General features: G+C 37.7%; 28 protein-coding genes and 1 pseudogene. 4 read left to right on the top strand and 25 right to left on the bottom strand.

The window, feature by feature from the left end; all coding sequences use genetic code 11:
- Positions 1-139: 139 nt before the first annotated feature.
- Positions 140-268 (top strand): hypothetical protein, encoded by a 129-nt coding sequence (locus BMX30_RS24165; RefSeq protein ID WP_090749875.1) that lies wholly within the window; start codon positions 140-142, stop codon positions 266-268.
- A 39-nt stretch (positions 269-307) separates the two neighbouring features.
- Here BMX30_RS24165 and BMX30_RS20590 read toward each other — a convergent pair whose 3' ends face one another.
- The 3 genes from BMX30_RS20590 to BMX30_RS20600 form a co-directional block, all read right to left on the bottom strand.
- Complete coding sequence (locus BMX30_RS20590) at positions 308-1,078, bottom strand: sporulation protein (protein ID WP_090749877.1); 771 nt, start codon at positions 1,076-1,078, stop codon at positions 308-310.
- Between the two features lie 20 nt (positions 1,079-1,098).
- Positions 1,099-1,899, bottom strand: coding sequence for a serine/threonine protein kinase (locus BMX30_RS20595; RefSeq protein WP_090749879.1), 801 nt, complete (start codon positions 1,897-1,899; stop codon positions 1,099-1,101).
- A gap of 301 nt (positions 1,900-2,200) precedes the next feature.
- Positions 2,201-2,374, bottom strand: a complete 174-nt coding sequence (locus BMX30_RS20600) for a YozD family protein (protein ID WP_090749882.1) — start codon at positions 2,372-2,374, stop codon at positions 2,201-2,203.
- A gap of 160 nt (positions 2,375-2,534) precedes the next feature.
- Here BMX30_RS20600 and BMX30_RS23685 point away from each other — a divergent pair, with 160 nt between their 5' ends.
- Both BMX30_RS23685 and BMX30_RS20605 read left to right on the top strand, forming a co-directional pair.
- Positions 2,535-2,702, top strand: a complete 168-nt coding sequence (locus tag BMX30_RS23685) for a hypothetical protein (RefSeq protein WP_170843960.1) — start codon at positions 2,535-2,537, stop codon at positions 2,700-2,702.
- 262 nt (positions 2,703-2,964) lie between these two features.
- A complete protein-coding gene (locus BMX30_RS20605) occupies positions 2,965-3,927 on the top strand; it encodes an arsenic resistance protein (RefSeq protein WP_090749884.1) in 963 nt (320 codons plus the stop codon).
- Between the two features lie 49 nt (positions 3,928-3,976).
- On the opposite strand, the pseudogene BMX30_RS20610 reads toward BMX30_RS20605, so the two are convergent.
- From BMX30_RS20610 to ltaS, 21 genes and pseudogenes are all read right to left on the bottom strand, one after another.
- Positions 3,977-4,612 (bottom strand): annotated as a pseudogene (locus tag BMX30_RS20610) (hypothetical protein); the annotation flags it as partial.
- Positions 4,613-4,707: 95 nt separating this feature from the next.
- Complete coding sequence (locus BMX30_RS24170) at positions 4,708-4,836, bottom strand: hypothetical protein (RefSeq protein WP_280139997.1); 129 nt, start codon at positions 4,834-4,836, stop codon at positions 4,708-4,710.
- Positions 4,837-5,053: 217 nt separating this feature from the next.
- Positions 5,054-5,254 carry a hypothetical protein gene (locus BMX30_RS20615; protein WP_090749886.1) on the bottom strand — a complete coding sequence of 67 codons (201 nt, stop codon included), beginning with the start codon at positions 5,252-5,254 and terminating at the stop codon, positions 5,054-5,056.
- Between the two features lie 92 nt (positions 5,255-5,346).
- Positions 5,347-5,580 carry a thioredoxin family protein gene (locus BMX30_RS20620; protein ID WP_090749888.1) on the bottom strand — a complete coding sequence of 78 codons (234 nt, stop codon included), beginning with the start codon at positions 5,578-5,580 and terminating at the stop codon, positions 5,347-5,349.
- Positions 5,581-5,632: 52 nt separating this feature from the next.
- Entirely contained in the window at positions 5,633-6,637 is a 1,005-nt protein-coding gene (locus BMX30_RS20625; protein ID WP_090749890.1) for a permease, read from the bottom strand.
- A 33-nt stretch (positions 6,638-6,670) separates the two neighbouring features.
- Positions 6,671-7,021, bottom strand: coding sequence for an ArsR/SmtB family transcription factor (locus BMX30_RS20630; protein ID WP_090749892.1), 351 nt, complete (start codon positions 7,019-7,021; stop codon positions 6,671-6,673).
- A gap of 370 nt (positions 7,022-7,391) precedes the next feature.
- Entirely contained in the window at positions 7,392-8,333 is a 942-nt protein-coding gene (gene trxB, locus BMX30_RS20635) for a thioredoxin-disulfide reductase (protein ID WP_090749894.1), read from the bottom strand.
- Positions 8,334-8,367: 34 nt separating this feature from the next.
- A complete protein-coding gene (locus tag BMX30_RS20640; RefSeq protein WP_090749896.1) occupies positions 8,368-8,796 on the bottom strand; it encodes a protein-tyrosine phosphatase family protein in 429 nt (142 codons plus the stop codon).
- Positions 8,797-8,813: 17 nt separating this feature from the next.
- Positions 8,814-8,936, bottom strand: coding sequence for a hypothetical protein (locus BMX30_RS24175; RefSeq protein WP_280139998.1), 123 nt, complete (start codon positions 8,934-8,936; stop codon positions 8,814-8,816).
- A 186-nt stretch (positions 8,937-9,122) separates the two neighbouring features.
- Positions 9,123-10,892, bottom strand: coding sequence for an arsenical pump-driving ATPase (gene arsA, locus BMX30_RS20645; protein WP_090749897.1), 1,770 nt, complete (start codon positions 10,890-10,892; stop codon positions 9,123-9,125).
- A 5-nt stretch (positions 10,893-10,897) separates the two neighbouring features.
- The gene (gene arsD / locus BMX30_RS20650) at positions 10,898-11,260 is read right to left on the bottom strand and encodes an arsenite efflux transporter metallochaperone ArsD (RefSeq protein ID WP_090749899.1); all 363 of its coding nucleotides are present in this window, start codon (positions 11,258-11,260) and stop codon (positions 10,898-10,900) included.
- Positions 11,261-11,438: 178 nt separating this feature from the next.
- Positions 11,439-11,858 carry an arsenate reductase (thioredoxin) gene (gene arsC / locus BMX30_RS20655; RefSeq protein ID WP_090749901.1) on the bottom strand — a complete coding sequence of 140 codons (420 nt, stop codon included), beginning with the start codon at positions 11,856-11,858 and terminating at the stop codon, positions 11,439-11,441.
- A gap of 27 nt (positions 11,859-11,885) precedes the next feature.
- The gene (locus BMX30_RS20660) at positions 11,886-13,184 is read right to left on the bottom strand and encodes an arsenic transporter (RefSeq protein ID WP_090749904.1); all 1,299 of its coding nucleotides are present in this window, start codon (positions 13,182-13,184) and stop codon (positions 11,886-11,888) included.
- A gap of 15 nt (positions 13,185-13,199) precedes the next feature.
- The gene (locus BMX30_RS20665; protein ID WP_090749906.1) at positions 13,200-13,544 is read right to left on the bottom strand and encodes an ArsR/SmtB family transcription factor; all 345 of its coding nucleotides are present in this window, start codon (positions 13,542-13,544) and stop codon (positions 13,200-13,202) included.
- Positions 13,545-13,923: 379 nt separating this feature from the next.
- A complete protein-coding gene (locus BMX30_RS20670) occupies positions 13,924-14,229 on the bottom strand; it encodes a UPF0175 family protein (protein WP_244532684.1) in 306 nt (101 codons plus the stop codon).
- A 198-nt stretch (positions 14,230-14,427) separates the two neighbouring features.
- Positions 14,428-15,297 carry an NUMOD4 domain-containing protein gene (locus BMX30_RS20675; protein ID WP_090749910.1) on the bottom strand — a complete coding sequence of 290 codons (870 nt, stop codon included), beginning with the start codon at positions 15,295-15,297 and terminating at the stop codon, positions 14,428-14,430.
- 618 nt (positions 15,298-15,915) lie between these two features.
- A complete protein-coding gene (locus BMX30_RS23690; RefSeq protein ID WP_170843961.1) occupies positions 15,916-16,077 on the bottom strand; it encodes a hypothetical protein in 162 nt (53 codons plus the stop codon).
- A gap of 57 nt (positions 16,078-16,134) precedes the next feature.
- Entirely contained in the window at positions 16,135-16,380 is a 246-nt protein-coding gene (locus BMX30_RS20680) for a hypothetical protein (protein ID WP_090749912.1), read from the bottom strand.
- Between the two features lie 269 nt (positions 16,381-16,649).
- On the bottom strand, positions 16,650-16,778 hold the full coding sequence (locus BMX30_RS24180) for a hypothetical protein (RefSeq protein WP_280139999.1): 129 nt from the start codon (positions 16,776-16,778) through the stop codon (positions 16,650-16,652).
- A gap of 168 nt (positions 16,779-16,946) precedes the next feature.
- A complete protein-coding gene (locus BMX30_RS20685) occupies positions 16,947-18,425 on the bottom strand; it encodes a SulP family inorganic anion transporter (protein ID WP_090749914.1) in 1,479 nt (492 codons plus the stop codon).
- A 296-nt stretch (positions 18,426-18,721) separates the two neighbouring features.
- Entirely contained in the window at positions 18,722-20,677 is a 1,956-nt protein-coding gene (gene ltaS, locus BMX30_RS20690) for a lipoteichoic acid synthase (protein WP_090749952.1), read from the bottom strand.
- 293 nt (positions 20,678-20,970) lie between these two features.
- On the opposite strand from ltaS, the gene BMX30_RS20695 reads away from it, so the two are divergent.
- Positions 20,971-21,516 (top strand): recombinase family protein, encoded by a 546-nt coding sequence (locus tag BMX30_RS20695; protein WP_090749915.1) that lies wholly within the window; start codon positions 20,971-20,973, stop codon positions 21,514-21,516.
- Positions 21,517-21,629: 113 nt separating this feature from the next.
- Here the strand turns inward: BMX30_RS20695 and rnjA are convergent, their stop codons facing one another.
- On the bottom strand, positions 21,630-23,291 hold the full coding sequence (rnjA, locus tag BMX30_RS20700; RefSeq protein ID WP_090749917.1) for a ribonuclease J1: 1,662 nt from the start codon (positions 23,289-23,291) through the stop codon (positions 21,630-21,632).
- Positions 23,292-23,338: the final 47 nt, after the last annotated feature.

The raw sequence follows: 23,338 nt of genomic DNA on the forward strand, positions 1-23,338 counted from the left end.
CTGTCCAAGCTGGGAAATCTTCCGTTAGTAAACTCATTGATCCGGGGAAAGCTAAAAATAGCTTGCCCAACACAAGGGGATTGATTCCCATGGATGGCAGCTAAGGATACAAAACCATAGTTGGAAAGGGGTTTTTCAGATGGGTAAAAAACACCGCAATCGAATAAATTCTCCAAAGAAAAATAACCATATCCCACCAGAAGCCATTGTCGCAGAACATGAGGCACATGCAAAGGAAATCGTATCCGCACGCGAACGTAAAAATTAACTAAAAACGATGAAGCTTTATGCTTCATCGTTTTCCTACTTAGCTATATCGGTTGATTGTTGATTCCAGTTTCTCTTTTAGATTTGGCAAGTCACTTGAAGTAACAGTGAAGCGAATATTGCTTTCATCCATCTCCAATGCCTCTGAGAGGAAACCACCAAGACCCCTTGCTCTACGATCCACCTGCATGAATATCTCAACTTCATTTTCTGAAGCTGGGAAAAAGACTAGTTCAAGTTCATCTAATTTACCACGGAAAGAACCCATAACTGGGACATACTCAAATTCTTGTATAAATGGTAATCTCTTGCGCAACCGGTACGGAGCCTGTTCACAATCTGCCTCACGGAGCCTAAATCCTAAATCCTCAACTGCAGTTAATACCGAATCCATTAACTTGTTAGGAACCACCTTAAGATAATCTTTATCGGTTGGGTCAACCGCATTTTTAATATCAAGTGAGGTGGTTACCCATATTTTTGAACGACCAATAGATATCGGCACATCTAAAGGGAGGATAAAAGAGAAAGGAATCTCTTTTGTTTCCCCCGGCCCAACCGTGAAAGGTTCATTCAAGCGAAACCTGTCAACCACCACCGGAACATTAAATTTGCGATCGTTCGATTCTTTTAAATAAGTTGTGTTTAATGCTAGATAAATCTCGTCCACCTTTTGCTCCGTGCTCCCACCTTTAATATGGACCACTCCACGAATCTCTCCGCCTGGGACAACCGTGTCCTGCTCTAATTTTGTATCCACCTGTGCTGAGCCAATCCCAATGCTAGCAAGAGCCTTATTGAATAATGACATACTCGCCTTCCTCCTCCGGTTTATCTATTTATAATTTTTAGAAAATCCACCTGAATATCATGCCAGTTTTCATACGGTTTATCTAATTGAAGGAGTTTACACAGGACCGACCGAATCAACATCGGTAGCTCCAGTTCTTCTACCCAGCTTCGTTCCTTTGCTCCTTCATCGTTTTGATAACCGGAATATAATAAAAACAAAAGGAAATGACCTAAAGCATAAAAATCTGCCTGAAAGGATATGTCCTTCATTCGATTCTGTTTGCTTCGTATAGGATTATTCCCCTTAAATTCCACACTTTTTGCTAGTCCGAAATCAATCAACTTTAAAGCGTGATCTTCTTGTACCATCACATTCGGTATCCGTATATCTCGATGCACGACACCTTTATTATGTAAGTATCCTATGATTTGTATAAGTTCTAATCCTATTGTAAAGGTTTCGCGCTCATTGAATGTTTTTCCTTCATCAAAAATCAATTGTTCAAAAGTTTTTCCCTCAATAAAGTCCATTGTGAAATAGGGAACTCCTTTTACCTCACCGGTCGCGTATACTCGTGGAAAAGAGTAATGGTGGAGGGATTTGAGCATGTTGCTTTCTTCAATAAACCCTTTCCGACCACCTCTTGACATCCGTTTGTGAAGTCTTAGTGCTTTTAATACCACTTTCTCATTGTTCTCCCGATCTTCCACTAAAAAACTACGGCCATATCCGCCAGTCCCAAGCCATTTCAAAAGACGGTAGCGATCATCAATCAACTCTCCAACTGAATAACGGACATCAAAAAACTCTGAAAAACCTAGGATCATTGATTTATACATTGTTTAGTTCCCCATGGTAAGAAATGATTAGCTACTAAAAAAGCTGCTGAAACTCCTACTTCGATGCTTTCTTTTATAATGTTGATGCCCCATTTTCGAGTATTTTTGGTGATGTTTATGACGCCTCCCATTGTCACTTGAGCTATAATGTTTTTTTGATACTGAATTATTTAAGATGGACTTCAGAAGTTTTTTTAGCATCTTTTCGACCTCCTTATTTTCTATTAGTTACTACGTTCTGATTAAATTAAAAGTTTCATATTTAATATTAGAAAAGGCGGACCAAAACGGCCCGCCTTCTTTATTCATTTTCGACCTCTTCATCGATGATACATTTATCGAGAAGGTATTCGAAGGTAATATCCGCAATTTCCTCCAATTCTCCTTCATTGGGAACGTATCCCCTTTTTACTAGCTCATGAAAGAAAAATTCCGCAATCTCTTCGGTATCGATAACAACTTCAATCTCCTTCATCAGAATCGCCCCCTTTGTACTGAATGTATGAACGACAGGAATGATTCATGCATAGTTAAGATGTAACCATTTTCAAAAATCAGAAAATTCTCCACATAAGTCTAAATTTATTTGGACAAGCATAGACATTATCATCATTTCTTTTTTAGGGGGAGTTCGAGTGCAACAACTTAAAGTAGTAGCTCAATCCATTACAGATGATCTAAACAGTGAGGAAAGTATCCTTATTGAAATGATGGAAAAGGGAACAGACTGGTTATTCAAATTGGTTCTGTTCTTAGGTGTACCAATTTTTGCTTATGTAAGCTATCAATTTTTACAGCTTTAAGTAATTTTTGTAAGTAGTTTGCTTATCCTTTCCTCTATCACAATTATTGTATCTATGACAAAACTGACTTACTCCACGGGGCAGGTCCACGTGGTTTGACGGATAAATTCTATATTTTTTTTATTATAGTAACAATCTCAAGTAACACATTTATTGTTATACGGTTATACTTAGTAAGTGAATTAACTTAACTGTTAATAGAGGTAGGTAGAAACTACCCAATGTAATTTATAATACTCAGTTTATTAGGTGTGACAACAACATGAACTTATTCGAAAAATTTTATACATTAATTATCTTCCTAGCAGTTATTTTCGGGTTAGGTTTAGGGCAAGTAGAACTAATTCGTACTAATGCAGAAAACTTTATTGTTCCATTGTTAGTAGCAATGCTCTATATTACGTTCTTACAAATTCCTCATGAGGAAATAAGGAAAGCTTTTAAAAATAGAAAGTTTACATACACATCAATAATTATTAACTTTGTTTGGACTCCTATTTTAGCATGGTTACTTGCCTTGCTTTTTTTAGGTGATTATCCAGCATTATATATTGGGTTTATCATGTTAATGGTCACACCGTGTACAGATTGGTATCTAATCTTTACAGGGCTTGCCAAAGGAAATGTAGCCCTATCAATGGCAATACTGCCTTTGAATTTAATCCTCCAGGTTATTTTACTACCTATCTACCTTCTTATGTTTGGTGAGACCACTGGGGTGATCGAATTAGCCTTCTTAGTAGAAAGTTTTCTAATCGTTTTATTCATTCCATTATTTTTAGCAATGCTAACGAAAAGGCTTTTAAGAAATCAGGAGCAATTCAGTGAAAACCTTATAGCAAAACTTAGCTTGTTTCCAATTATATTTCTAAGCTTAGCCATCCTGGCGATGTTTGCTTCCCAGGGCCAACTCTTACTTGACCATTTAGATTTAATGTGGAAAATAACCATTCCGATTTTATTATTTTTCATTGTGAATTTTATATTTGGTCAAAAGGTTGGGCAGTTAATGGGGTTTCCGAATTCTGATAAAGTAAGTTTAAGCTTTACAACTTTAGCTAGAAATTCACCAATTGCTTTAGCCATTGCGATGACCGCTTTCCCAGACCAACCATTAATCGCTTTAACTTTAGTCATAGGCCCCTTATTGGAACTACCGATTCTTGCGATTATTTCTCAGCTTTTATTATTTATTTCTAGTGAGAGAATACGAGATAACACGTGAAAGCACACATCAACATGATGTGTGCTAGTTATTGTTCTCTCCAAAACCCTTACACATGACTTTTGCCGTCATTATTCACAATCACAGAAAGTTTTCGCAGAACAACTTTCATCACATGCGCATACTCTTCGTCTCCAAACCACAAGTAGAGAATTCGGTAGTCATTGTAAATATCAAGCATGCTGTCGATGAGACTCTTTTTCATGCCTTTTTTTCGCAACTCCTCTTTTTCCGATTTTCGCTTTGAAGAAGTTTGCTTTTTTTCTTCTGGTGCAGATAAAGCTTTCTTGTCTTTCTTGTCTGTATTCCATAGTAAGCCAAACTTCTTGATGAAAACATCGGCACTCTCGGCGTCTGCGATAAGCGTTAATTCCTCTTCCCCAGCTTCGAGCCATTCTCCGTCCTTAATACGTGAAAGCTCATAAATGATATCCTCCCAGGAGTCTTCCTTGTAGCGCCAGATTTCCGTTCGGAACCCGACGATTTTAAATAAATCGGAGCCATATCCTTTCACCTGGACAACATCACCGAAAAAAAACTTATATTCTATATCAATATGCTCTTTTTCAAGGAGCTTTCCTTCATATTCATCTAACGGCAATAGGCTAGATTCAAGATACAGCCCTTGACCCTTGTTTATTTCATATACATATAGTCCGTCAAGCCATTTTACATTTGTTAATTTGCTATTTTTATTGGTTGTAGAAAAAGTTACCTAAATATATATCCGTTTCGTCCTAAGTACAAAAAGAAAACTCGGATACCTAATAGTACCCGAGGTTAGCTTACTTTGTCATTACCCTTTTTATCTTTATCATTTGGCTTTTTAATTTTATTCGTTAATTCAATTAATCCCCTTGCGGCTTGCTCAGCATTAAATGTTCCCTTTTCTGCGTATTTTACCTTCATGATGTGAACACCTCATAGCAAAATATGCGTGAGGTCTCTGTTTTTTATCTTGTCTTATGCATTTTTTTCGAGGTCCATGTTACAAAGGTTATTACAGAAAGCACAGGTTACTTGAATAAGCTAAAATTACTATGAGCCAAACTATGCAAGGTTTGTGCCATAAATTATCGTTTGTTATCTTATTAGGAGTAACCTACTCCTTTTTAATTGGTATTTGTCAGCCACCTTCTATACAAGTTGTATTAGAACTTCCAACAACAGAATTTAAATCCTGAAGTAGTGAAGGAAGTATATTACTTTCAACCAAGATATTTAATGGTTGTTTCGTAAGTGACACATTATATTTTATAAATACAGCTTCTGTTTCACTCCAAACATCAACAATTGCTTCAGGTGTCATATTCGACTGTATGACCATTTAGTTCTCACCACTTCTCAGTATTTTCATCTTAAAATAACCCCAAATATTCTAATGTGTCTATGCAGTTCAATCTTTGTATAGATTTTTATCTATTTTTCAAGAATTTTAACGATGTCTTTTGGTTTCAAAACCTTGCCAGTTGAGACGACTTTTTCATCAATTACTAATGCAGGGGTCGACATTACGCCATAAGCCATGATGTCTGGTATCTCTGTAACTTTAATAACTTCGGCGTTTCTCCCTACCTCTTTAAGCGCTGCCTCCGTGTTTTCACCTAGTTGAACACATTTTTTACATCCTGTACCTAAAATTTTAATAACCATCCTAATCTCTCTCCTTCGTTTCTGAATATAATTTCTAACCATAAAGACGCACTTATAGTAATAGATGACCAAAGGCGTTAAACGTGTAGCCAATGATGAGAATCCCTACTGTGACAATACCAATGAAAATGACTAATAATCTCGTTTTAACAACTTTCTTTAACATGATGAGAGATGGTAGAGATAGTGCTGTTACACTCATCATGAACGCTAACGCTGTACCAATGCCGACCCCTTTCGCAACCAAGGCTTCTGCAATTGGAAGTGTGCCGAATATATCTGCATACATCGGGGTACCTATAATTGTTGCTAACGGTACAGAGTACCATTTATCCTGACCAAGCAACGCAGTGATAACCGATTCAGGAATCCAGTTATGAATCGCCGCTCCAATGCCAACACCAATTAGGATGTATAACCACACCTTTTGGATTATTTCCACTACCTGATCCTTCGAATAATCCAATCGTTCACGGGTAGTCAACTCTTCTTGAGTGGCACTAATCATTTGATTGCTATAAACAAACGACTCTACATACTTCTCAAGTTTCAATTTACTAATGATAGTTCCCCCAATCACGGCAAGAACAAGACCTACCACCACATAGGCAATTGCAATCCGCCAGTTAAAAATACTTGCAAGTAAAATAACGGATGCTAAATCAACTAATGGCGATGATATTAAAAATGAAAAGGTCACTCCAATTGGGAGCCCAGCGCTTGTAAACCCAATAAATAACGGAATGGACGAGCAAGAGCAAAATGGGGTAACGGTTCCGAGTAAAGCGCTTAAAATATTGGCTGTTAGCCCCTTAAAGCGACTTAATATTTTCTTCGTTCTCTCGGGTGGAAAGTAGCTTTGAATATACGATATGAAGAAAATCAGGACAGAAAGTAAGATGAAAATTTTAATCACATCATAAATAAAGAAGTGAATACTGCCTCCTACTCTGCTAATGGGATCCAACCCGAATCCTTTTTCTATTAAAACCGTTACTAAATGATGTAGCCACTCCATTTTGAGTAGCTGGTTGTTCAACCATTCAAAAATAAACACAGGACCCATCTCCTAAGAATATTTAGCATTTGATTAATTGTTTAGAAGTGGTAAGACAGGTGTGAGTTTCTCCTTGTTTACACGATAAATTGTAAACTTTCCCTCTCGCCTTGATTCTATAACTCCACCTTTTTCCATAATTTTCAGATGATGGCTGATGGTAGAACTGGCTCCGTCTAAAGCTGCCACGATTTCACACATACATAAATCTTCCAGCCACAATAAGGAGATAATTCTCAGCCTAGTTTCATCAGCCAAGCCCTTAAAAAAGCCAGCTGAACTTTCTAATTTATTACTACTTAAAGTAATCGGGAATTGTTTCTCCGCATCCCCACGAATCCCACACATTTCTTCATTCGATTTCAGGCTCCATGTTGTTCCCACATGATCAACTCCTCCATTTAATTATAGAACTATTTTTCTAGTTTTATAGTTTTGTAATTGACGTTTTTATTACAAAATCGGTTGCACTATCCAATACGGATATAAAATCATTAAGAAATAGACTAATAACGAAATTGCGATTCGAATCACATCTAGTAGTAATGAAATTACTTTGAACTTCTTTTAGAGAATAAATCAGAGCAATGGTAAATAACAAAGCAATGAGTGTGATTGGTGAAATCCTGACAAGAATTCATTTCCATTTCATTATTCCCTTTAGACTTCAATTCGAAATCCCCCAGATAACCAAGATGGTTTTTGATTGAAAAACCGCAATCCGGTAAGGATTGCGGTAATTTGTTCCTATAGTTTACTTCGATTCCTCTTTCAATTCCTCTACATAATGTTGAGCTTGCTGGGCAGCGATACTTCCATCACCTGTAGCGGTTACGATTTGGCGTAGAGATTTTTCACGGATGTCGCCAGCAGCAAATATCCCCGGAACCCTTGTCTCCATCTGTTCATTGGTTTCAATGTAACCATTGCTGTTTGTGATTCCAAGTTTTTCAAACGGCTTCGTCAGTGGCACCATTCCAATATATATGAATACCCCATCCGCCTTGTATTCCAATTCTTCACCGGTTTTAGTGGATATGAGGGTAACACTTCCTACCTTGCCATCTTGATCGTTAATCTGTTTTACGGTATGACTCCAAATAAAATCAATTTTGTCATTTGCAAATGCACGGTCCTGGAGAATCTTCTGAGCACGAAGTTCATCACGACGGTGAACAATTGTCACTTTTGAAGCAAATCGGGTTAAATAGACACCTTCCTCCACTGCAGAATCTCCACCACCAATGACGACAAGCTCTTTCCCTTTAAAGAAAGCTCCATCACATACGGCACAATAAGAAACCCCTCTGCCACCGAGCTCCTTCTCACCTGGAACACCAATTTTTTTGTACTCAGCCCCAGCCGAAATGATGATAGCGCGAGCTTTATACTCCTTAGAACCTGCAACAACGGTCTTATAATCTTTGCCATCGGTGATTTCCTTCACATCACCGTAAGCATATTCAGCACCAAATTTTTTAGCATGGTCAAACATCTTTGTTGATAGGTCTGGACCAAGAATATGGTCGAAGCCTGGATAATTCTCTACTTCCTCGGTATTCGCCATTTGACCACCCGGAACTCCTCGTTCTAGCATTAAGGTAGACAAGTTAGCACGTGATGTATAAACAGCCGCCGTCATGCCTGCAGGTCCAGCCCCTATGATAATGACATCAAATATTTTCTCTTCTGCCATTTTCCCCACTCCTTTGTTTAAGCATAAATAGTCTTTATGCTTCAGGATAAATTCGCTTCAATGCTTCCTTCATTTCCGGTTTCACCTTAATTTTTGGCCGGATCCCTTTGGCCATTTCTTCTGCCTCGTCAATCGTTGATGCCTCTCCCATAGCCAGAAGGGTTCCAATTGCAACGGTACCCGTTCTATTGCTGCCTCCTCCGCAATGGAAGTAGACTATCTTTCCTTCATTGTAGGCATTCATCAAACGATCAATAGCATTTTTAATGGACTCTTCCTGTCCGGCTTCATCGTCCACAATCGGGCTATGAACCCGATTATAATCCGCTGGCTCTGTTGGAGCTTCTGCCCGGAGATCAAAGGTCACTTCCGCTTTTTCGTTCTCCACCACTGTTTTGGCATCATCTGCTCCACCAATAAAAATACGATCCTTTACTAAAGCCTGATAATTTTTTTCACTCATCTGTATACCCTCCTATGTTAACAACAGTCACTTTCATTGCCCTTTAAAACTAATGCTTTCCCATCTTCATTCAGGTCAAGAACCATCCCGTCTATATGCTCTTCTATATTCGGGTCAACCGCGACCTGAATTTGATTCATAGTTATTACCTTATCACTTACTTCTGGCTCATCCAGAGCCAGTCCAATCTGAGGCTTGCCTCAGCCAAAGCCAGCAAAGTAAACACGGATGCCTTTTGCCTCTCTATCGTTAAGTAGAGTTTGCAAGAAGTCCCTTGCATCATTCGTGATTTGCATTGTTGTCGTCCTTTCGATCTATTATTGATGTTATTCTAGGTATGACTTTAACCGCTCATACCCTTTGCGATCTTCATTAATAAGTGGCACGATGGCACACTTCTCTGCCAGTTCCTTTTCTACTTTAGAAATCCAGGATTCCTCAGCCACAGCCCTCCCTTTTAATACAGGGTCTTGTGTTTTCGTTGCGAAAAGGCTCTGGTTGATGATCCACCATTTTGGCGAAATATCAGCACGCTCTAGATCCTTCTGTAATCGGCTTGCCTCCAATACAGGAGTGGCTTCTGCCAATGTTACAATGACGACACTTGTTTCCTGCGGGTTCCGAAGTCGGGGAAGGAGCTTTTTCGCACTTTCAGGTACTTCTCCTGTCGAGCGGGCAAGTTCTTTGTTATAGGACTGTGCTGCATCTAAGAGTAATAAGGTATGACCTGTCGGGGCCGTATCAATCACAACAACTTCATCTTCAGACCGTTCCACCACGTCCGCAAAAGCTCGGAAAACAGCAATCTCTTCTGTACATGGTGAGTTTAAATCTTCTTCTAGATAAGCTAATCCGGCCTCATCAAGACCTTCAGCCGCGTTTGATAAGACTTCTTTTTTATAAGAATCCACCTCTTGTACAGGGTCAATTCTGCTAATCGTCAACAACTCGCTTTTTTCACTATTACCGAACACGAAGTCCAAATGTGCAGCAGGGTCTGTTGTCGTTAAATGCACTTTGTGTCCTTTTTCTACAAGACCCACTGCAATCGCAGAAGCCATTGTGGTTTTCCCAACTCCTCCCTTCCCCATCGTCAATATGACACGAGTTCCGTTCACAGAGAATTCGTTAATAACATCCTTCAAGTCTGGTAGGTTATGTTCCTTAATCTCCACGTTCTCTTGTGATGCGGGCATTGTGTAATGATTAACAAAATGGCGAAGGCCATCAAGCCCTGTTAGGGAGTAAGAAACAAACGGTAAGGAAAAGACACCAACCTGTTTTAAGCCTTCCGGAATGTTCTTTATGCTATTCTGTTGCCTTTGATAAAAAGAAGTCGAAACCTCATCTTCCGGTACGTAAGTTTTCATTAATCCATTCACAATAAGATATTGGTTCTGAATGCCGATTTCTTTTAATTCTAATGCGGCTCGATTCGCTTCTAGCAGGGAAGACTCATCCGGTCTTGCAACAAGGACTAATGTTGTCTTTTCAGGGTCAGACAGAGCTTCTACTGTTCGACTATAGATTTCTTTCTTTTCCCCCAAGCCGGATAGAGGACCCAGACAAGAAGCTCCATGCGTACTCTCTTCTAAAAATCCGCTCCATGCAGTTGGTAACTGCAACAATCTTAGCGTATGACCTGTCGGGGCCGTATCAAAAATGATATGATCAAATCCTTCGACAATCTTTGGGTCTGCAAGTAAACTCGTAAATTCATCGAATGCTGCAATCTCGACTGTACAAGCCCCTGATAGTTGCTCCTCCATTGTTGCTACAACAGACTCTGGAAGGACCCCGCGGTATGGGCCCACTACTTTTTCCCGGTATGTGTGGGCAGCTTCTTCCGGATCTAGATTACAAGCAAAGAGGTTTTCTACTTCTGGAATGGGTTTTGGAGTGTTCGTCAAGTCCACTTCCAATACATCTTGAAGGTTGGATGCCGGATCTGTACTTACGAGCAACACCTTCTTCCCCTCATCAGCAAGTGATACCGCCGTAGCGCACGCTGTTGAAGTCTTTCCAACGCCGCCTTTTCCTGTAAAGAATATAAACGGAGTATGAACATTCTTCTTTGGATTAAAAGGTTGGAACATGCTTCTCACTTCTTTCCTAAAAGATTAAGATTGTTATTCACTTTCTTTTCTTTCAATTCTTCTAAATTTAAATCAAACCACTCAGAAAGCTGCTCGTTCGTAGGGTAACCTCCCACAATGACCACTTCTCCGTCTAACATAGTGATTGGTAGGGAATCAGGGCCTTTTTCATGAAGAACTTTCGTTATTTTTTCATTCTCCGCAAACTTTGAAGGTTCGCTAGCAAGATTATACCGCTTAATATCAAATCCTTTATTCTCTAAAAGAAAGAATGCTGTGGCAACTCTTGTTAACTCAGGATCGACACTTGGCCCACAAACACCTGTAGGACAGCAAAGGGCTGGATCAAAGACTTCAACTTTCCTCATAATTTATTCCCCCTATATTTTATATAAGTATTTGCTTATATAATAAAATACTTATACATAGAATTCAAGCAATTGAATGTAAAGATTTTGTTAAGAGCAAAAAACGATTATGCAAGATATTTAATATGGATGGGACTTATAAAAAAACCAAGAGAAAGTTCTCTTGGTTTTTTTAACATTATTCACCTGTTTCAGAAAATCGTTTAATCCTGTCTCCTACCTCATCACGAACTCGTTGGAAGAAGGCCCACTTTTCTTCATCGGTTCCCACCGCTTTAGCTGGATCATCGAAGCCCCAATGTTCCCGTTTAACATGAGGAGGCGTTACCGGACACTTGTCTGCAGCATCTCCACATAAAGTCACGACTAAATCAGCATTGTTTAATATCTCAGGGTCGATAATATCAGAAGTTTGATTAGAAATATCAATATCAGCTTCCTTCATAGCTTTTACTGCATTCGGGTTTAAGCCATGAGCTTCAATTCCCGCACTGTATACGTTCCACTCATCTCCTAAGTATTTCTTTGCCCATCCCTCAGCCATCTGGCTTCTGCATGAATTGCCTGTACATAAGAAGTAAATTGTTTTTTTAGACATGAATGATTTCTCCTTTGTAAGTTAGATTTAAGAAATAATTAACAACCATAGATAGAGACCCACTAATGTAATAAATAGGGTCGGAATCGTAAGAACAATACCTGTTTTAAAATAAGTTCCCCATGAAATTTTCACGCCTTTTAAACTTAATACGTGAAGCCACAGCAAGGTTGCAAGTGATCCAATTGGCGTGATTTTTGGTCCTAGGTCAGACCCTATTACATTGGCATAAATTAAAGCCTCTCGTATTACACCACTTGTATTCGTATCAGCAATCGCAAGGGCATCAATCATCACCGTCGGCATATTGTTCATTACTGACGAAAGAATGGCTGCAATAAAGCCCATTCCAATCGTTGCGGCAAATAGACCTTCATCAGCGGTTACCTGAATCACATCGGCTAATATATTCGTTAAGCCTACATTTCTTAATCCGTAAACCACAACATACATACCTATGGAGAAAAAGACGATAGCCCAAGGGGCACCTTTAACAACATTGGCTGTTTGAACAGCAGGACTTTTCCTAGCCATTAATAAGAAGAAAATCGCCACGATGCCGGCAATAAAGGATACAGGGATGCCAATAAATTCACTGGCAAAGTAGCCTACTAAAAGAACAGCTAGAACGACCCAAGACAGTCGAAACATTTTAGGATCACGAATGGCCTCATTAGGTCTCTTAAGTTGGGACATATCATAGTTCTTCGGAATACTCTTCCTAAAAAAGAGGTATAAAACTATAATACTTGCCGCTAACGAGAAAAGATTCGGTACAATCATTCTCGAAGCAAACTCGACAAAACCAATACCGAAAAAGTCCGCAGATACAATGTTGACCAGGTTACTTACCACTAATGGAAGCGATGTAGTATCAGCAATAAACCCACTCGCAATGATAAATGGAAACACCATTTTCTCATTAAAGTTCAAATTACGAACCATTGCTAACACAATCGGAGTCAAAATAAGCGCAGCCCCGTCATTGGCAAAAAATGCAGCCACTAATGCACCCAGAATGGATACATACACAAACATTCGAACTCCATTTCCCTTAGCCGCTCTAGCCATATGAAGAGCTGACCATTCAAAGAAACCAATCTCGTCTAAAATAAGCGAGATAATGATAATGGCAATGAACGCTAGTGTGGCATTCCATACGATGGAGGTTACATCTAGTACATCTTGAAAATCAACCACCCCCACTAGCAAGGCCAGTATGGCTCCCCCGCAAGCCGACCACCCAATGGACAATCCTTTTGGCTGCCAGATGACCAGAATGAGTGTAATCAAAAAAATCGCTGAAGCTAAAATCACTTGTGTCATTTTCTTACCTCCTCATCACTCACAAGAAATACGCAAGCCTTGTACTTCTAATTCTTTAAGTTTATATTCTTGGCTAGGAAGATGATGGAGTAAAGTTTGGATAATTGGATAATAATCGCTTTGCTTATTGAGTGAATAAAAAACCCACTGCCCTTTTCTGGCTTCTCGGACGATTCCTACGTCCTTCAATTTTCGAACATGCTGGCTGATAGCCGGCTGGCTGGTTTTAAAGATTTCAACAAATTCACAGACACAGCAATCATTTGTATCTAATAGCTTTACCATAGTCAAACGTGTTTTATCGCCAAGTAACTTTAAAATAGTGGCCACTTTATCTAGTTCAACATTCGATACGTTCATCTTACCTCCCTACCTTTCAAATATAAATATATAATAATTCACTTATATATTCAAATGCCATTTTATTGTTAGTTTTGAAATTCTCATTTATTTTTATTCAACTTCTTTTTTCTTTGTAGTTCTGGATGCTCGACAACATATGTATTCTTTTAACCTTTTTATTTAGTAAAAAACCGAGAAAAGATATGGTTGAAGTAAAATTAAGAGAAATATAAAGAGAAAACAACCATTCTTTCTGTGGTCATATTTACAAAAAATAAGCCCAGTTATTTTGGCTGGACCATGGTTAACGGTTATTTAGATTTCACCATAGATATCAAATAATTCCCATAGTAGATGAAGACGACCAATGATAGCTAGCCCAATAATAGGACTTGTATTACTTATTGCTTCCATCTTGTTTACCATCTTCTTTTAGAATAAACTCAATCGTTTCATCATCTTGCTTTTTATGATCTTCTGAATACTCAGCCCAATGAATATTATGATCAATTAAGATTTGAATAAATTCTGATATGCTTTTACCACCTAGCTCAGCTGCTCGTGCAAGTGTTATTTTTCTTGCAGTAAACAAATACATAGCTATTGATATATTAACACTTTCATCAACAGAATTTACATGTGTCCCTTTTAGAAAAGGCAAGAATTCAGGATTAATTCCAACTTTTGCTTTTGATTCCTCCATAGCCAATGGTATCATTCCTCTCTATACATTCTTGCCTTCATTTAACAATTAATGATTACTAACAGAAGAAATCTATCCTTAAAATAGATATATAATAAAACAATGACCTTGTTCAGCATAAGCACCCGATAGTTTAAGTGAAAAATTCACAATCTCATTCAATAAAAAATGGCGGGCATTAGATTTACAACACTCCAATTAATTTATGTCAGTTAATGATATTGTAAGTTTAATAACTTCAAAATTATAGTTACCTTCTGAATCTTTCTCAAACTCAAATGGATAAAACCCTGTTTCATTTCCTTCCATGTACTTCTTCACTTGTGGCAATTGTTTTATATAATTGATGCACCTTGAATTAGAAGGAAAAGAGTCTATAAAATTGCCTTCTTTATCATATAATTCAGTAACAATTTGGTAAGGACTATTATAACTATTAACCATGTGAATAGAGTTTTCACTATATGTTACCCATTTCAGATTATCAACGCTTGCATTACTTCGGTTGCAATCAATATGGTTAACAACTGGCTTATTTTCAGGATTAAGAATAAATGCTTCTGCAACTAATCTGTGAACCAATAAACGTTTCCTCTTTCCGTCAACAGATATATTAACAGTCCTATAACCACTTGTATTAATACTTTGACTTATAACTTTATTTGTTTTAGAACTAAAAACTTCACCGCCTTTACTCACATAATAATTAGTATAGTCTTTAATTTCTTTCCACTCTTCACTTTCCTTTACAAAATTTATTTCAATTTCTTTTCTTTGTTCTTCTTTCGAACCCCAACCAACATGTTTTAAGTTAGTAAATCTATCATTAGATAAGTTACCATCAATATGTTTTATATGCTCTGGAAACCAAACTCCCTTATTCGCAAAGGAATTATACACGATTACACAAACATATTCTTCTTTGTATCTGAAACCAACTTTCAATCGAACTTTGTTATAACCACTTTTAACATTTTTCTGTTTCACAACATTATCGGTTTTAACGTGTCTTACTTCACCTTTTTCATTTACAATGTAATCATCGTAACCTTTAACAATTTTCCACATATACAATACCCCAATTAGTTTAATTATCTACCTCTTAATCGACCACTTTTATTAATCGTGAAACCGATTTTCTTTAAGATACTTTCAAATTTAAAAAGTTTTCGTTTGCAATTTTCCCGAGGTTTAAATGCTTCCCCTATAACTTTAGTTCAATCTCATATTACCTTTTTTGGAAAGTATTTGGAATGAATTTCTTCTTACACTAGCCTGACCCGTTAGCTTAAGTACATTCATGCACAAAGTCGCCTAAAAATGACCATTTATTGCACAGTATAAGTCTACTATGCATTTAGAAAATGAGAATTTTCTTATTCCATATTACGCCCCGTTAGTGTAAGTACAATCCTTAACGCCTTTAATGTAAACATATAAAAGGATGGAACCATTGTAATCCCATCCTTAAGACTCTTTCACTTTTATTTTAAATCCATTTCAGCCCCGCTTTGGCCAAAAACCAAAGGACCTTGTATTAGCCAACTTAAAACGGCCACAAGAGAATTGTTCTTTCTATTCCTTTGTGAGTTGCTGTTAGTTTTTCAACAATTCACCTGTCTTCAACCATTATTAACCCTTTTTTTCACTGGACTAATTTCACTCTAAGATGTTATCAGCTAGTTGCTAATGCTTAAACATGACTTTATCATCATTATTTACAATCATAGCAAGCTTTCGTAACACGACTTTCATCACATCGGCATACTCTTCATCTCCAAACCACAAGTATAGAATTCGGTAATCATTGTAAATATCAAGTATGCTGTCGATTAGACTCTTTTTCATGCCCCTTTTTCCGCAACTCCCTCTTTTTCCGATTTTTTTCTCGACGAAGATTGCTTTTCATCCTAATGGAGCAGGTAGACTTTTTTTGTCTGTGTTCCACAATAAGCCAAACTTCTTGATGAAAACATCGGCACTTTCGGCGTCTGCGATAAGCGTTAATTCCTCTTCCCCGGCTTCGAGCCATTCTCCGTCTTTAATACGCGAAAGCTCATAAATGATATCCTCCCAGGAGTCTTCCTTGTAGCGGCAAATTCCGGTTCGGAATCCGACGATTTTAAATAAATCGGAGCCATATCCTTTCACCTGGGACAACATCACCGAAAAAAAAACTTATATTCTATATCAAATATGCTCTTTTTCAAGGAGCTTTCCTTCATATTCATCTAACGGCAATAGGCTAGAAGATTCTAGATACAGCCCTTGACCCTTATTGATATCCTATTCGTACAAGCCATCGAGCCATTTCACGTTGTTAATTTGTTATTTTTATTGGTTGTTAGGGCAAAAAGACGCTAATTAAAATCCGAGGTCGTTTATACAAAAAGAAAACTCGGTCCTAAAAGGACCCGAGTTTAGCTTACTTTGTCATTACCCTTTTTATCTTTATCATTTGATTTTTTAATTTTATTCGTTAATTCAATTAATCCCCTTGCGGCTTTCTCAGCATTAAACGTGCCTTTTTCTGCATAGTTAACTCTCATGATGTAAACACCTCATTGGAGAATATGCGTGAGGCCTCTGGTTTTTATCTTGTCTTATGTTCTTTCTTTAAGAAAACTGGAAGTAATTCGTTTGGTGATTTTAAATATTTTAAAAGGAGACACAAAAAAGCACACTGAGATTTATTTATCAGTGTGCTTTTACCATTATTAATGTCCAACAACTTTTTCAAGTCCACCTGGTTTATTATGAACGGCCAACTTTTCAACTAATTTATTGCTCTCTTTATTAAGACCGATAAGATTTACTTTTACACCGTTTTGGTGATATTTAATAACAATCTTATCGATTGCTCCTACTGCTGAATCGTCCCATAAGTGAGCTTGTGTTAAGTCTAAATTAATTTCTTTAACCTTTTCGTTGTAATCAAAACTTTCAACAAATTCTGTCACAGAGGCAAAGAACAATTGTCCAGATACTCGGTATACCTTTTTATTCGATCCTTCTGAAGCTAAAGTCGTTACCTTCACTTTAGAGATCTTTGAAGCAAAGAAGATAGCACTCAGGATGATTCCTACTAAAACTCCTTTAGATAGGTCATGAGTCATGAGAACTGTAATAACAGTCCCAACCATTACAATCGTATCAGTTACAGGTACTTTGCGAAGGCTTTTTAAAGATGCCCAATCAAACGTACCGATCGAAACCATAATCATAACACCAACTAAAGCTGCCATAGGAATTTGCACAAGAAAATCGTTTAATACTAGGATCAAGAACATTAAGAAAGCCCCAGCAACTATTGAAGAAAGTCGACCTCTTCCTCCAGATTTTACATTAATGACGGATTGACCAATCATGGCACAGCCAGCCATTCCACCGAAAAAGCCAGAAACTATATTCGCAATTCCTTGCCCTCTTGCTTCCTTGTTCTTATCACTTGTTGTGTCAGTCATGTCGTCCACAATACTTGCTGTTAGCAATGATTCCACTAATCCAACAATCGCAATAGATAAAGCATAAGGGAAAATAATTTGTAATGTCTCAAAGTTCAACGGAATATCCGGAATTAAGAAAATTGGTAAAGCTTGAGTTAAATTCCCCATATCTCCTATTGTGCGCACATTGCTACCAGTAAAAATGGCAATCGCCGTAATGGCCACAATTGCAACTAATGGAGCGGGAACAGCTTTTGTAAATCGGGGTAAGATATAGATAATTGCAAGTGCACCAACGACCATTGCGTACATAACCCAAGATTCCCCAACAAAGTGCGGCAATTGCGACGTGAAAATCAAGATCGCAAGTGCGTTAACAAATCCGACCATAACAGATCGTGGCACAAATTTCATTAAACGTCCTAGTTTCAGTACCCCCATCACAATTTGAAGCACTCCGGTTAGTATGGTTGCCGCAAGTAGATATTGTAAACCATGCTCCGCAACTAAGGTTACCATCAGTAACGCCGTTGCCCCTGTAGCAGCGGAAATCATCCCTGGCCTTCCACCAACAAACGCAATAACAACCGCTATACAGAAAGATGCGTATAATCCAACCATAGGGTCCACTCCTGCGATAATAGAGAAGGCAATTGCTTCTGGAATCAAAGCCATTGCGACAACCATCCCTGCTAGAACATCCCCCTTGATATTCCCGAACCATTCATATTTAATTGTACTTAAATTCAAATCGGCACCTCTTTCTTATATTAAAATTATTTTTGTACTTATGACTTTCAACTCTCATGAAAGTCGGGTCCGTTGATAACAAAGGAGATTATAAATGATTGTGACATTTTTGTGAAATCGCATGTAAACGCACACAACTTTAATTATCATAGGATTGCTCTTTTTAACTCAAGATTTCTATATAACTCTATAATATTTAAAAAAAGTTTATAAAAACATACCCCCAAGATAATTCATTATGAATATAAAAATAGAAGGCTCCCCATTCTAAGGTAGCCTTCTAAAAAGAAACGTCTTTAATTAGGAAAATCGTTCTGGGAAGGGTGATAGTTAAATAATGATCGATCTACCGGTGTGAAGTTCTCAGGTGTATAGAACCTTAGTAAATCTCCATTCACCACTTGATCAGAAAGTTCTAGTTTTTGCTCAGCGATTTCCTGATACTTTTTCGCCCTCTCTATTTGAGCTTCCTCCTCCAAAAGCCTTCCTGTTTTTGAATCGTAAAAGTTTCCATCGACAAATGTAATTGTTGGACTAACAAAGTCTCCATTGCGGAAAGGCACGATTTCGTCGTGGTTTTCCGCTAATAAATCCGTTCCTAACTGTACATAATCCTTTGTATTAATCCCTAACAAGTGAAGCAACGTTGGAAGAATATCCATTTGTCCACCATATTCATGATTTACTCCACCCTCTATACCTGGTACTCGAACGAATAATGGCACACGTTGTAACTCCGCTTTACTTACAAACGGAGTGACTTCTTTTTCAAGAACTGTTTCCATCGCTTTATTATGATTTTGTGAAATTCCGTAATGGTCACCATACATGACAATAATGGAATTGTCGTACAATCCTGATTCCTTTAAATCAGCAAAAAATTGTTCCAGGGCTTCGTCTGCATATCGAGCAGTCTGAAAATAGTTATCTACCGATTTATTACCGGTTGTATGTCGCTCTATTGTAGCCTCATCCGGATCCATACTAAATGGATAATGATGAGTCACTGTAATGAATTTCGAATAAAATGGTTGTTGCATTGTTTCCAACATTGGTATAGATTGTTCAAAAAACGGCTTATCCATTAGCCCGTAATCCGCTAGTTGATCTGGAATCATTTCATAGTAGCTTGAATCAAAGAAATAATCATATCCTAAAGATTTATAAACTTCATCGCGATTCCAAAAGCTTCCTGTGTTTCCGTGGAAAACTGCTGATGTATATCCTTGTTGATCTAGAATGGCGGGAGCTGCTTGGTACGTATTTAACCCTTTGATTGTGAAAACAGAGCCCTGAGGTAATCCAAGTAAGGAATTAGATAGAATAAACTCGGCGTCGGCGGTTTTCCCTTGTGCTGTTTGATGAAAGAAGTTATCGAAATAAAGCGTATTTTCTTCCATAGTTAATGAATTTAGGAATGGTGTAACTTCTTCCCCATGCAATTCATAATCAATCAAAAACTCTTGAATTGATTCTAGATGAACTAAAATCACATTCATCCCTTTACCAACACCAAAATATTCAGGATTGGGCTCAGCATGGTTAGACCTAGTGAAGTTAATTGTTTCGGTTAAATCATCACTGTCGGCTAAAACCCTTTGGGCAGATGCTCTTGTACTTTGAACTGCATCATAAATGGTATAGTTATACATCCCTAGATATTTAACAATATAATTACGGTCAAATCCCCTTGTTAACAATTGTGGACGATCGGCCTCTGCTAGAGCAAGATTTAACGCTGAAATACCTAGTGCCAGGCACAATAGGGCCGCAATCTTCCGACGCCCTATGTTTATGTTTTCGATTTTTACAAACCTAAAAACAAGTAGTCCAATTAAAACAAGGATATCTAGAAAGAACAGGAAGTCATATGGTTTAAACAGCGTAACAATACTGCCACTTACATCACCAAAATTCTGTGTTTGAAAAAGCGTGGGTAATGTAATAAAATCATTAAAAAATCGATAAAACATAACATTAGCAAATAATAGAAATGTTAATAGAAAATAAATAATGATTAGCCAAATGTACTTCTTTCGGCCTTTAAATAAAAAGGCCAGTCCTAAGAAAAAAAGAGAAGACCCTAGAGGGTTTAAGAATAACAATATCTGCTGTAAAGTATTTCCTACACCTAAATCAAATTGAGTCAATTGAACTATATACGTTTTTAACCATAGTAAGACTACAGCTAAAAAGAAAAAGCTAATATAGTTATTAATTGTCCTGTGTTTAGTTTTCGAGCTAATTTTCATTTGCACCTTCCTTGTACCTCCTATTTATCACTGAGACTTAGTATTCACTTTTTTAGTCTACTAAGTTACTAATATACGAATAACAAAAAAGAAAAATTGAATTCAGCTCCTATCTCTTCCCAGAGGATGGGACACTATAGGGTTTGAGCACAAAAATACTGTTTCAGTGTTTTTGTTTCCCTAAAATCAGCAATATTAGAAGTTTAACACGAATCGTCCCAAAAATGAACAATTTTGGGACGATATATTTTATGCTATGCTATTAAAAGAAGGACAAGAGAGGTGAAACATACATGATTATTGGATATATTCGCACTTACCATGAAGATCTAAGTGCTGAGGAACAGCAAAAGATACTAACAAATATTGAATGCGACGTCATTATAAAAGAGACTGATTCTTCATCAAATGATTCAAGGGTAGAACTCGAAAATATAATGAAGAATCTGCAGCAAGGTGACACCATCGTCGTGACCAAACTTTTAGTTTTGGCCGACTCCATGCGTCATCTAGTTGAACTGTTGGAAGTTATTGAAGTAAAAGGTGCTATATTCCAATCTCTAACAGAAGGAATTGATACAAAAATAGATTCTAGTTATTCCTTTATTAATATCGCTAAACATCTCTTAGAGTTCCAAAGTGATCTTATTAGTCAAAACACAAAAAAGGGCTTAAATAAAGCAAAACAACAAGGGGTTCATACCGGTCGACCAAAGAAATCTGAGAGTGAAGTAGTCCGAGCAATCGCCATGTATCGTAGTAATGAATATAGCTTGGCCGAGATAAAAAAAGAGACTGGAATAAGTAAATCTACCTTATACCGATATCTGGAAAGTTGAGAATTATATCTTTTGACTAGTCCTACCGTACAACTATAAAAGGATACTATCCAATATCGGTTTAAAACCCCAACAGATATCGGCAGTATCCCATTAATCAAATTTGGTAAAGACTAAACTTCCATGATAATCGGTAAAATCATTGGTCTCCGACCTGTTTTGTCAAATAAAAACGGTTGGATATCATCAATCACCTTTTTTTTCAGTTCTGACCACCTTACCATTCCATCGTTTAATTGAGTAATCACAGTATCCGAGACGCGCTCTTCCACTTCTCTTATAAGACCCTCTGCTTCCCTCACATAAACGAAGCCTCTTGTCACCACGACTGGTCGTTTCATTAACTTTTTATTTTGTGGACTGATATTCATCGTTATGATAACTAAGCCCTCCTGCGAAAGGATTCGACGATCACGCAATACAATGTTACCAATATCTCCTATTCCACTTCCATCAACATAAACAGGATAGGCTGGAATTTTACCTGATACCTTTGCACCTTTAGCCGTTAATTCTAAAACATCACCATTATCTAGAATAAAGCAATTTTCTTTCGGTACGCCGCATTCAACTGCTAACTTCACATGTGACTGCAACATCCGATATTCCCCGTGAATTGGGAAAAAGAATGTAGGATTTAATAAGCGAAGCATTAACTTCTGCTCTTCTTGCTTTCCATGCCCTGACGCGTGTACTTCGCTGATTTTGTGGTGAATGACATGCCCACCAGCACGGTCGATGAGATTCGTTACTCGATTGACACTTAATTCATTCCCTGGGATTGGGGATGATGAGAAAACAAAGGTATCTCCCGGAATGATTTTTACATCACGATGACTCCCATTCGCAATACGTGATAACGCCGCCATTGGCTCCCCTTGGCTACCTGTGCAAATAATTGTCACTTCACTACTTAACGTTCGGTTGATTTGGTTTACATCGATAAAGGTATCATCAGGTGCCGATATATACCCTAACTTCCTTCCAATCTCAATCGTTTTTTCCATACTTCGCCCAATAACTGCGATTTTCCGATTATATTTTAAGGAGGACTTTACCACCTGCTGAATACGATCGATATTGGAAGCGAATGTGGCAAAGATGATCCTTCCGTCCGTGGTCCGAAAAATATCTTCTATTGCTTCCCCTACCCTCTGCTCGGATATTGAAAATCCCGGAACCTCACTATTTGTACTGTCCGACAGTAGGCAAAGTACCCCCTCTCGTCCTATATCAGCAATCTTATGAAAATCCGTTTCCTTCCCCGACGGTGTTAAGTCAAATTTAAAATCACCTGTGTGAACGATATTTCCTTCCGCAGTCGTAATGACTACTCCAAAGGAATCGGCGATACTATGGGTCGTACGAAAAAACCTTACCTTTAGATGGTCAAAATTGATTTCAGAATCGCCAGAGATCAAATGGTATTGTGAACCCTTAATTTTATGTTCAACCATCTTACTCTTGATCAATTCCAGGGCAAATTCTCCACCATAAATGGGTGCTTTGAGATCACGAAATAAAAACGGAAGTCCACCTATATGATCTTCATGTCCATGAGTAATAAAAATCCCTTTAAGCTTTTCCTGATTCTTTATGAGGTAAGAATAATCATTAATGACATAATCAATTCCAAAAAGATCATCATCAGGGAATTTAACCCCACAATCCACAAGGACCATTTCATTTTTATACTCAATTACATACGTGTTTTTACCAATTTCTCCAAGTCCACCTAAGGCAAAAATTTTAATTTCCTGATTCTTAAATTTCATTTCCCCATCTCCTCATAAATGTAACATTTTATAATGAATTCACCCCA

The sequence above is a fragment of the Mesobacillus persicus genome (assembly GCF_900109925.1).
Classification (GTDB): Bacteria; Bacillota; Bacilli; order Bacillales; family Cytobacillaceae; genus Mesobacillus_B; species Mesobacillus_B persicus.

Coding starts and splice junctions, on each gene's coding strand:
- arsD (WP_090749899.1), bottom strand. CDS start 11,260: ATGAGGAAAGTTGAAGTCTTTGATCCAGCCCTTTGCTGTCCTACAGGT.
- arsC (WP_090749901.1), bottom strand. CDS start 11,858: ATGTCTAAAAAAACAATTTACTTCTTATGTACAGGCAATTCATGCAGA.
- BMX30_RS20670 (WP_244532684.1), bottom strand. CDS start 14,229: ATGGAGGAATCAAAAGCAAAAGTTGGAATTAATCCTGAATTCTTGCCT.
- BMX30_RS20620 (WP_090749888.1), bottom strand. CDS start 5,580: ATGGTTATTAAAATTTTAGGTACAGGATGTAAAAAATGTGTTCAACTA.
- BMX30_RS20695 (WP_090749915.1), top strand. CDS start 20,971: ATGATTATTGGATATATTCGCACTTACCATGAAGATCTAAGTGCTGAG.
- BMX30_RS20600 (WP_090749882.1), bottom strand. CDS start 2,374: ATGAAGGAGATTGAAGTTGTTATCGATACCGAAGAGATTGCGGAATTT.
- BMX30_RS24175 (WP_280139998.1), bottom strand. CDS start 8,936: ATGAATCAAATTCAGGTCGCGGTTGACCCGAATATAGAAGAGCATATA.
- BMX30_RS23690 (WP_170843961.1), bottom strand. CDS start 16,077: ATGAAAAAGAGTCTAATCGACAGCATACTTGATATTTACAATGATTAC.
- BMX30_RS20595 (WP_090749879.1), bottom strand. CDS start 1,899: ATGTATAAATCAATGATCCTAGGTTTTTCAGAGTTTTTTGATGTCCGT.
- ltaS (WP_090749952.1), bottom strand. CDS start 20,677: ATGAAAATTAGCTCGAAAACTAAACACAGGACAATTAATAACTATATT.
- BMX30_RS20665 (WP_090749906.1), bottom strand. CDS start 13,544: ATGAACGTATCGAATGTTGAACTAGATAAAGTGGCCACTATTTTAAAG.
- BMX30_RS24165 (WP_090749875.1), top strand. CDS start 140: ATGGGTAAAAAACACCGCAATCGAATAAATTCTCCAAAGAAAAATAAC.
- BMX30_RS24170 (WP_280139997.1), bottom strand. CDS start 4,836: ATGAAGGTAAAATACGCAGAAAAGGGAACATTTAATGCTGAGCAAGCC.
- arsA (WP_090749897.1), bottom strand. CDS start 10,892: ATGTTCCAACCTTTTAATCCAAAGAAGAATGTTCATACTCCGTTTATA.
- BMX30_RS20615 (WP_090749886.1), bottom strand. CDS start 5,254: ATGGTCATACAGTCGAATATGACACCTGAAGCAATTGTTGATGTTTGG.
- BMX30_RS20640 (WP_090749896.1), bottom strand. CDS start 8,796: ATGAGTGAAAAAAATTATCAGGCTTTAGTAAAGGATCGTATTTTTATT.
- BMX30_RS20675 (WP_090749910.1), bottom strand. CDS start 15,297: ATGTGGAAAATTGTTAAAGGTTACGATGATTACATTGTAAATGAAAAA.
- BMX30_RS24180 (WP_280139999.1), bottom strand. CDS start 16,778: ATGAGAGTTAACTATGCAGAAAAAGGCACGTTTAATGCTGAGAAAGCC.
- BMX30_RS20660 (WP_090749904.1), bottom strand. CDS start 13,184: ATGACACAAGTGATTTTAGCTTCAGCGATTTTTTTGATTACACTCATT.
- BMX30_RS20605 (WP_090749884.1), top strand. CDS start 2,965: ATGAACTTATTCGAAAAATTTTATACATTAATTATCTTCCTAGCAGTT.
- trxB (WP_090749894.1), bottom strand. CDS start 8,333: ATGGCAGAAGAGAAAATATTTGATGTCATTATCATAGGGGCTGGACCT.
- rnjA (WP_090749917.1), bottom strand. CDS start 23,291: ATGAAATTTAAGAATCAGGAAATTAAAATTTTTGCCTTAGGTGGACTT.
- BMX30_RS20590 (WP_090749877.1), bottom strand. CDS start 1,078: ATGTCATTATTCAATAAGGCTCTTGCTAGCATTGGGATTGGCTCAGCA.